1 protein-coding gene and 1 pseudogene are annotated in these 1510 nt (G+C 66.0%); both read right to left on the minus strand.

The window, feature by feature from the left end:
* A pseudogene (gene tssC, locus ACSFA3_RS22920) lies at window positions 1–1231 on the minus strand (type VI secretion system contractile sheath large subunit); the annotation flags it as partial.
* A gap of 33 nt (window positions 1232–1264) precedes the next feature.
* Window positions 1265–1510, minus strand: a 246-nt coding sequence (locus ACSFA3_RS22925; protein ID WP_435507756.1) for a type VI secretion system contractile sheath small subunit, incomplete at its 5' end; no start/stop codon positions are given.

The raw sequence follows: 1510 nt of genomic DNA on the forward strand, positions 1-1510 counted from the left end.
GCACGATGCACTTCAGGTAGTGCGCGAAGCGGCAGCAGGCGAACAGGTACGGCAGGCGCGCCGCGAGGTTCGCGTTGGCCGTTGCGTCGGCGTCGTAGTACTCGGCCGGCAGCTGCAGCGACTGCGCACCGATGAAAGCCGCGAAGTCGGAGTTCTTGCGGTGCACCAGCGGCATGAAACCGTTCTTGGCAAGCTCGGCCTCGCGCCGGTCGCTGATGGCGATCTCGGTCGGGCACTTCATGTCCACGCCGCCGTCGTCGGTCGGGAAGGTGTGGGTGGGCAGGTTCTCCACCGCGCCGCCGGACTCGACGCCGCGGATGGAGGTGCACCAGCCGTACTGCTTGAACGAGCGGTTGATGTTCACGCCCATCGCATAGGCCGAGTTGGCCCATGTGTAGCGGGTGTGCGCGGCCGAGTCGGTTTCTTCCTCGAACTCGAACTCGTCGACCGGATTCGTGCGTGCGCCATACGGCAGGCGTGCCAGGAAGCGCGGCATGGCCAGCCCGATGTAGCGCGCGTCGTCCGAGTCGCGCAGGCTGCGCCATGCGGTGTGCTCGGTGTTCTGGAAGATCTTGGTCAGGTCGCGCGGGTTCGACAGCTCTTGCCACGAATCCATCTGCATCACGGTGGGCGATGCGCCGGCGATGAAGGGGCAGTGCGCGGCGGCCGCGATCTTGGCCATTTCGCTGAGCATCTCGACGTCGGGCGGACTGTGGTCGAAGTGGAAGTCGCCGATCAGCGCGCCGAAGGGCTCGCCGCCGAACTGACCGTACTCGGCTTCGTAGATCTTCTTGAACAGCGGGCTCTGGTCCCAGCCGATGCCCTTGTGGCGCTTGAGCTAGCGCGCCACTTCGCGCTTGGACGCGCACATCACGCGGATCTTGAGCTGCTCGTCGGTCTCGGTGTTATTCACGAGATAGTGCAGGCCGCGCCATGCGCCTTCGAGTTGCTGGAAGTCCTCGTGGTGCAGGATCTGGTTGATCTGCTCGGAAAGCTTGCGGTCGATCTCGGTGATGATGGCCTGCACCGTGCGGTAGGCATCGTTGGAGACGGTGACGGTGCTTTCCAGAGCCTGCACGGCCAGCGTCTTGACGGCGTTCTCAACCGCCTCGCGGGCCTGGTCGGTCTTGGGCTTGAACTCGCGCTGCAGCAGGTCGGCGAACTCGTTCGGCTCGAGCGTTTCGACGGAGGCGGGTGCGCGCGCGGCGGTCTGTTTGGGGGCGGTGCTCATGATGATGACGGTCCTTGCTGCTCGTGCTCGCGCTTACTCGGAAGAGGTCCCTGGGTTGCCGGGCGTGCCGGCCTTTTCGTTCGCGGCTTCCACGGCCTTGGCAACGGCCGGGTTCGGCGCCGAGGCCAGCGACTTGAGAAGCCCCGGGTTCTGCAGCGCCTGCGCGATCAGTTGCTCCGCGCCGTTCTTGCCGTCCATATAGGACAGCAGGTTCGACAGCTCGGTGCGCGCTTCGAGCAGGTGCTGCAGCGCGCCGACCTGGCGGGCGATGCGCGCGGG

Source organism: Variovorax glucosi (assembly GCF_051216695.1).
Classification (GTDB): Bacteria; Pseudomonadota; Gammaproteobacteria; order Burkholderiales; family Burkholderiaceae_C; genus Variovorax.